4 protein-coding genes are annotated in these 8,640 nt (G+C 42.0%); 2 read left to right on the top strand and 2 right to left on the bottom strand.

The features are described from left to right. Positions 1–1,515 precede the first annotated feature (1,515 nt). Entirely contained in the window at positions 1,516–6,789 is a 5,274-nt protein-coding gene (locus F6K49_RS31750) for an ATP-binding sensor histidine kinase (RefSeq protein WP_293103042.1), read from the top strand. A 99-nt stretch (positions 6,790–6,888) separates the two neighbouring features. Beyond that, positions 6,889–7,992, top strand: a complete 1,104-nt coding sequence (locus F6K49_RS31745) for a response regulator (RefSeq protein WP_293103039.1) — start codon at positions 6,889–6,891, stop codon at positions 7,990–7,992. Positions 7,993–8,098: 106 nt separating this feature from the next. Here F6K49_RS31745 and F6K49_RS31740 read toward each other — a convergent pair whose 3' ends face one another. Continuing rightward, entirely contained in the window at positions 8,099–8,227 is a 129-nt protein-coding gene (locus F6K49_RS31740; protein ID WP_293086210.1) for a hypothetical protein, read from the bottom strand. A 102-nt stretch (positions 8,228–8,329) separates the two neighbouring features. Then, positions 8,330–8,640, bottom strand: a 311-nt coding sequence (locus tag F6K49_RS31735; protein WP_293074709.1) for a hypothetical protein, incomplete at its 5' end; no start/stop codon positions are given.

Here is an 8,640-nt window from a genome sequence, read left to right as displayed (position 1 = left end):
TGATTATGCCTAGGCAAGGTGCCCGTTTCACTACACCAAGTAAGGGAGATTAGGAGTAACTGATCCTTAGGGTGAGATGTCGGTTATTTTACCTATGAATTTGAGTATATAAATATACTTCATAAGTAGATAAACTTAATTAATAATTTCTTAATAGTTTTACTCAGTCTCTATTATATTGATAAAATTTAAACTTGATAAAAAATTAATTATTTTTTGTTATTTTTCGTAAACATTTGTGAGAATTAGTTGACGGAATGTGTTTCCAATGATCAGCTCAGCCTGTCAAAAAAAAGAAATAGTTTAAAAACTATTTGTCAATTCCCCCATGGGGAATATTGCCAATTACCCGAGGGGGAATACCCCTCTATTAATTAATGATTGAAAGAGGGAGTCGGGAGTCGGGAGTCGAGAGTCGGGAGTCGGGAGTCGGGAAAGGGTGCATGTCATATTTGTAAAAAACCTACCCCTGTGAGGGCGCGGGGCCCGGGCGCGGGGAGTGTGGGGCCCGGGCGCGGGGAGTGTGGGAAGTGTGGGAAGTGTGGGAATTTTCGCCCGAATTTTTGCCTAATTGCATGCATTGAGATGCACCCGTCGGGAAATAGGGAGATGGGGAGATTTTGATTAAGGGTAATTATCCGGACATCATATAAAGAGACTTTTCAAACACGATTGGATCAACCAAGTGATTAACTGGAGGTGATCTGACTGTTACCTGACTAGGCTTTGCGGGAACTCTAGAGATGTAATCCCTAAAATAGGCTGTATCAAACTATGCTGTATGGAAATTCTCAATTGAATGCAAGACCACTGACGTGAAGGTCGGGTAAAAGCAGAATGGCCAAAGGAAAAAGGGACAATAGCACTCCACCTTTCTCCCTTTACCGTTGAACTTTTCCTGACAGGACGTGTCTGCAAACCCCGGCTCGGCGTTGCATTTGCATGTAAAAGGTTGGGTTTGTCCGAGATCTGGCACCATTGTGATTAATCCTAGGGTGGGCAGTGCCTACCAACGCTCTTTGCAAGGTTCATTATCTGTCTGATGCACTGCCCACCCTACTGAACTACTGAACTACACCAGATTTTGGAGGCAAACAGACATTAATCCTAGGGTGGGCAGTGCCTACCAACGCTCTTTGCAAGGTTCATTATCTGTCTGGTGCACTGCCCACCCTACTGAACTTGGGCGTTGCTGATTCTGGGTATGGCGCACGCCCCCCTAGCCCCCCAATTCTGGGGGGAACAAAACTCTTAAAGTCCCTCCCGGTGCGCTTTCCGTAGGCGAATTAAATTCGCCACGGGTCGCACCGCAAAGTTGGGGGACCCACGGGGGCTTTAATAAAACCAGATAATCGCGCATTCATTCCTTAATTCAGCAACGCCTGAACTTGAGCCAAATCAGAAGCGTCATCACTGGTCGCACCTCAAGATTAAACAAAATCAAACAAAATTCAATCAATATAGCTATCACATATAGCTATCACAATTACTATATCTAAAAACTTCAAGGGAGAGATGATGTTAAGTTTACCAAAATCTCAAATTAAAGTTCTAGAAGAACTAGAAGCTGGTGTTAGTACAGTTGTTTATCGCGGCTATCACCAGCAAGAGCAAAAACCAGTTATTATTAAAGTTATTAAATCGGACTATCCCTCCCTTGAAGAGATTAGCAGCTTACGACAAGAATATACAATCTCCCAAGCTATTGATTGTGAAGGCATTGTCAAATGCTACGGTCTGGAAAACTATAATAATGGGTTGGCGTTGATATTAGAAGATTTTGGGGGTCAATCCCTGAAGCAGTTTATCAACTCTCACTCCATTAATCTAAAGGAGTTTCTGCGAATTGCTATTTCTCTAGTAGAAAGCTTGGATGAGCTGCACAAAGTCCCGATTATTCATAAAGATATTAACCCCTCCAATATCATCATCAATCCGGAAACAGGACAAGTTAAAATAACTGACTTGGGCATTGCCTCCCGCTTGTCTCTAGAGAATCCCACCACTAAGAATCATAATTGGCTCCAAGGGACTCTTGCCTATATTTCACCGGAGCAAACTGGGAGGATGAACCGCTCCATTGACTACCGCAGTGACTTCTATTCTTTAGGTGCCACTTTCTACGAAATGCTAACGGATCGGGTACCGTTTATCACCACCGATCCCATGGAATTGATTCACCATCATCTGGCTCAATATCCTGTCCCTCCTGATCAGCTTAATCCAGAAATTAGTGAAGTAGTTTCATTGATTGTGATGAAACTCCTCAGGAAAAATGCTGAAGACCGATACCAAAGTGCTACGGGACTAAAAGTTGACCTAGAAAGCTGTCTATACCAGCTACAAACCACTGGAAAAATTGAAACCTTCACTCCCGGAACCTATGACATCGGGAGCCGACTGCTAATTCCTCAAAAACTCTATGGTCGCGAAGGGGAAGTGGCCACCCTGATGGAGGCCTTTGAACGAGTCAGTGTTGGAGCCACTGAATTGATGTTGGTATCCGGTTACTCAGGGATTGGTAAAACCTCAGTGGTCAATGAAGTTCATAAACCAATTGTCAAAGCCCGAGGGTATTTTATTGGTGGTAAATTTGACCAGTTTAAGCGCAATAGTCCTTACGCTGCTTTGCTGGACGCATTTCGGGGATTAATTCGGCAACTGTTGACAGAACCCGCTCAAACACTAGGGATTTGGAAAGAGAATTTATTACATGCTCTGGGTGCCAATGGCAAGGTGATTATTAATGTCATTCCCGAAGTGGAACTGATTATCGGTCAACAGCCGGAAGTACCCCAACTCGGACCATCGGAATCCCAAAACCGATTTTTACGGGTGTTTCAACAATTCATCGGTGTCTTTGCCCAACCCCAACATCCCCTGGTGCTCTTCCTTGACGATTTACAGTGGGCAGATTTAGCATCATTAAGGTTGCTCCAGACCTTAATGACGAACTGCGATCGCAACTATTTATTAATCATTGGAGCTTATCGAGATAACGAAGTCAGTCCCACCCATCCCTTGATTCAAACCATTGAGAAAATTCAAGAAACTGACTTAGTCATACATCAGATCACCATTGAGCCGTTACAGAAACAATACGTTCAGCAATTAGTAGCCGATACTCTCAATGACACCCAAGGGGAAAACCAGACCAAACCCCTAGCAGAGCTATTATTCCATAAAACCCAAGGTAATCCCTTCTTCTTGACCCAACTGCTCAAAACCCTCTACTCAGAAAATTTGCTGAGTTATGACGTCAGCAGTGGCAGCTGGCAGTGGGATATTGATGAAATTCAAGCTATTGGCATCACTGATTATAATGTGGTGGAACTGATTGCCAGAAGTATTGGCAAGCTACAACAAACGACCCAGCAGGTTTTAAAATTGGCAGCTTGTCTGGGCAATCAGTTTAACTTAGAGATGCTAGCCATTGTCAATGAAGACTCAACCATTATCACGGCTGCTCAGCTCTGGGAAGCACTACAGATCGGTTTGATTCTGCCGTTGAGTGATACTTACAAAATTCCTCTGCTATTTGGACAAGAAGAATCCGCAGATTTTGGCCTCAGTGATGTCAAGGTTAACTACAAATTTTTACATGACCGGGTGCAGCAAGCCGCCTACTCTCTGATTCCCGAATCCGACCAACAAGCAACCCACCTAAAAATTGGCAAATTGTTGCTGAACCATACCACTCCAGAGGCACGGGAACAGAATATCTTTGCCTTGGTTAACCAACTCAATTTTGGCACGGACTTACTCACCGCTCAGTGGGAAAAAGATGAGTTAGCTCAACTCAATCTGACTGCGGGTCAGAAAGCCAAGGCCGCAGCCGCTTATCCCAGCGCTCTCAAGTATCTGAATGTAGGTCTAGGACTCCTAGCAGCGGATACCTGGACTGACAACTATGACTTCACCCTTGCTTTCTATATAGAAGTGGTGGAAGCGGAATACCTCAACAGTAATTTTGAGCAATCAAACCTCTTGGCTGGAGTGGCTCTGGAACAAGCCAAAACCCAATTAGATCAAGTCAAGGTGTATGAACTAAAAATCTACTCTTATATTGCTCAAAACCAAATGCAAGTCGCCTTGGATACGGGGCTAGAGGTTCTGGACATGCTCGGGATTCAACTGGATCAAGACCCCCCCTCTAAAAACCTGATTAGTGAGGATTTGGTTGACCTACCAGAAATGACTGACCTGACTAAACTAGCGGCCATGGGGATCTTAAAGTCTGTAGGAAACGCTGCTTTTATTGCTAATCCGTCATTGTATCCACTGTTTATCTTTACAAGAATCAATCTATGTATCAACCATGGCAATTCAAATCTGTCCACGGACACCTATATTAATTACGCCATGATCCTGTGTGGATTTATGGGAGATATCGATGGTGGCTATAAATTTGGTCAACTGTCTTTGATGCTGTTGGAGCAATTCCATGCTCAGGAGTTCAAATGCATAGTATTAGATGTTTTTAACGGTCATATCAGGCACTGGAAAGAGCATCTCAAGGAAACCATAGACCCCTTACTAGAGGCGTTTAACAGCGGTCTTGAAACCGGAAATATAGAGTATGGCGGTTATGCTGCCATCAACTACTGTGCCAACCTATTTTTTGTGGGATATGATTTGGACTTTGGTGCTCAAAAGTATGGCCAGTATCTGGATTGGCTGCAAAAAAGAAAGCTAGACTATCATGTTACTTATGCTAAAATCGGCAAACAATTAATCTTAAATTTACTCGGCAGATCTGACGATCCCTGTCAGTTAATTGGGGAAGACTTTAATGAATTAGAAATGCTTCCCATTTTAATAGAACAGAATAATGGAACCTCTCTGTTTTATCTATATCTTGCCAAATCCATTCTGTTTTATTGGTTTAAGGAACCCGAAAAAGCTATTGCTCAGGCCAGGTCAGCAGAGCAATACGCACAAGCTGTCCCTGGCATGATTCTTATTGCTGAACACAATTTCTACTATTCTCTAGCGCTTTTGGCTCACTATCCCCATGTCGAGCCACAGCAGCAAGGTGAATACCTGACCCAAGTAGCAGCTAATCAGGAAACCCTGAAAACCTGGGCATACCATGCTCCATCAAACTTCAAACATAAGTACGAGCTAGTGGAGGCAGAGAAAGCACGAGTTTTAGGGCAGCACTGGCAAGCCATGGAAATTTATGACCAAGGAATTGAAGGAGCAGCACAGCAGCACTATATCCAGGAAGAAGCACTGGCCAATGAACTAGCAGCAGAGTTTTATCTGTCTTGGGGCAAACGAAAGATCGCCGAGGCTTACTTGACTGATGCCTACTATGGATACAGTCGCTGGGGAGCTGTGGCAAAAGTGAGAGACTTAGAATCAAGATACCCCCAACTCCTTAGCAAAATTACTGCCCAACCAACAACGCAAGTTCCAGTAGATTCCATAACCAACTCAACGATAACACTAAGTTTAACCGCACTGGATTTATCTGACGTTATCAAGGCATCTCAAGCCATTTCAGAAGAAATAATTTTCGATAATTTACTGGACAAGTTGATGCATATTCTCCTGACTAATGCTGGGGCTAAAAAGGGGTTTCTCATTTTGTCAAAAGAAAATAAACTGATGATAGAGGCAGCCGGTTCAGTGGTTAACAATGGCGTAACAGTAAGGCATTCAATTCCAGTAACCATTACTCAGCAATTGCCCAAATCTGTAATTAATTATGTCGCTATCAGTCAAGAAAATTTGATTTTAAATAATCTGGTTAATAACTCTACTTTTGCTGATGATATATACATCATAAAGCATCAGCCAAAGTCAGCTGTGTGTTTGCCACTTCTGCGTAAAAAAAATATGATTGGTATGGTGTATTTAGAAAATAATATAATTTCTGGAAATTTTACCAATGAACACGTAGAAGTGTTAAGCCTTCTGTGTAATCAAGCGGCAATTTCTTTGGAAAATGCCACGCTTTACCAGACCTTGCATGACGTTCAAGTTAGGGAGAGACTCGAAAAACAGATTCGCAAATCTCTGGAAAGAGAAAAGGAACTCACTGAACTCAAATCTCGATTTATCTCTATGACTTCCCACGAGTTCCGCACCCCCCTAACCAGTATTATGGGGATTACTGAAATTTTCAAATATTACAGCCAGAATTGGGATGAGGATAAAAAACAAAACTATCTAGATCGGATTCAAGCCAATATAAAACATATGCTCCACATGTTAGATGACGTGTTGGTAGTCAATAAAGCCAACGCCGGAAAACTAAAATTCAACCCTACACCATTAAATTTACTTGAATTCTGCCGTGACTTAGTCGAAGAGATAGAACTAGGTCTTGGCACCGAACAAACCCTTGTTTTTGTTATTCAAGGTGAATGCCCAGAGGCTGAGTTCGATGAACAACTGCTCAGACACATCTTGAGAAATTTGCTATCAAATGCTACTAAATATTCCCCTAATGAGAGCACCATAAACTTTGACTTGATTTGTAATCAAGAAGAGGTTACCTTTAAGGTTAAAGACCAGGGTATTGGTATTCCAGAAGAAGACCAAAAGCAACTGTTTGAGTCATTTCATCGATGCAATAATGTAGGCAATATTCCAGGAACTGGACTCGGACTTGCAATTGTCAAACAGTCTGTGGAAGTACACGGTGGTGAAATTACGGTAAATAGCCAAGTCGGTATTGGCACAACGTTTACTGTCACAATTCCACTGTACTCCCCTGCTGCAGCACCAGAGCAAGTACAAAGACCGAGAGCTGTTTGCCAGTTGGCAGTTGGCAGTTGAACCTAATAGGAATTATGATTATGCCTAGAAGAAAGGATTAGTTTGACTTGGTTTTTAAAAGCGTTTCTAAATGTTAAGGTTTGAAGGAGGAACTGATATATGTCGCAGATTTTAGTTATTGAAGATGAGGAAGATATCCGTACCATTGTTGTGGAAATACTTCGGGCTGAAAATTTCGATGTTATTGAAGCAGAAAATGGTGAAATCGGTGTGGAATTGGCAAAAAATGAATGTCCTGATTTGATTATTTGCGATATTAAAATGCCTAAACTGGATGGTTACGGTGTAATGATTCAGTTACAAGAAATTCCATCCACCCAGACAATTCCCTTGATTTTTCTTACGGCTAAATCTACAAAAAGTGATCTGCGGATGGGGATGGAACTGGGCGCAGATGATTATCTGACCAAGCCATTTACTAGAGATGAATTATTAGGAGCAATCACAACCCGCTTAGCCAAGCAGATGGCTGTTGAGCAAGAATCTCAAAAACAGGTCGATGAATTGCGCGATAACATCACTCATGCACTACCTCATGAGTTGCGTACTCCTCTCAATGGCATTTTGAATCTTGCCCAATTCCTGATAGAAGATTATGATACCATAGAGCGGGGTGAAGCTATGGAAATGCTTCAGGAAATCCGTGTATCTGGAGAACGTTTATATCGGCTCACCCATAATTTTTTACTCTATGCAGAACTAGCGCGAATCGAGCAACAACCTAAGCAAGCCAGGAAGCTGCTTGATTATGGAGAGCAAAGTTTTACTAGAACAATTATCCAAGACCTTGCTATCCAAAAATGTCTGAAGGTAAACCGGAAAGACGATTTGCACTTAGAACTGCAAGAAGTAGTTGTCAATATTTCCCAATCCAAATTCACTAAAATTGTTGAAGAAATCATTGATAATGCCTTGAAGTTTTCCGAGTTTGGTAAGCCGATTAAGATTCAGAGTTATTTCCAGGATAATAAGTTAAATATTTTGGTGATCGATCAGGGACGAGGCATGACACCAACTCAAATTGCTAAACTCGGAGCCTATATGCAATTTGATCGTAAACTCTACGAGCAACAAGGTTCTGGATTAGGGTTGATCATTGCCAAACTGTTGACTGAATTGCACGGTGGAGAATTAAACATAACCAGTTCCCCAGGAAAACAAACACTTGTCCATATTATCCTTCCAGGAAAATTATCAATTTAAGGATTAATTGTTGATTGTTGATTACTAAAGTTTAATAATTAAAATTTAATTTTTCAGGGTTCATCTATAATATCAAGTATGCTGTAAGCATACAGCGGTTTGCAATTCAATTAGGTACAAATTTCTGGGTTTTGAGGGAGCAGGGAGCAGGGAGCAGGGAGCAGGTAAGTCGGAAGTGCCAAAACAATCCTGTGTACCTGATAGTTATGCAATCCGCCGTATGGGCGTAGCGCATTAGCTGCATGCTTACGTCTTTGTTTGTTTGCTCAAAAGTCTGTTGTCATTTGTTATTGGTATTAAGAGTCCATAGCCTCAACACCTGCAGAAGACTCTTGTATTATACAATATCAATGCGCTTCGGACTTGATATCATGCAAAACTTTCTTCTGGCCATTGATTTTTCCGAGATCACCCCAGTAGTGATTGCCCAAGCCGAGTCTTGAATCCTTAATCCTTGATCATAAAATTCATGCATCCAGTTGATTACATCATTGTTACTATTTACCTGATTTGCATAGTCGTTTTTGGGGTTATTCTTCAACGGAAAGCATCTGAGGGTATAGAATCCTACTTTTTGGGAAATCGCAATCTGCCCTGGTGGGTTTTGGGGGCTTCTGGAATGGCCTCCAATACTGATTTGGCTGGGAC

Source organism: Moorena sp. SIO3I6 (genome assembly GCF_010672095.1).
Note: the sequence above shows the minus strand (reverse complement) of the source record. Positions and strands in the feature narration are given on the sequence as shown.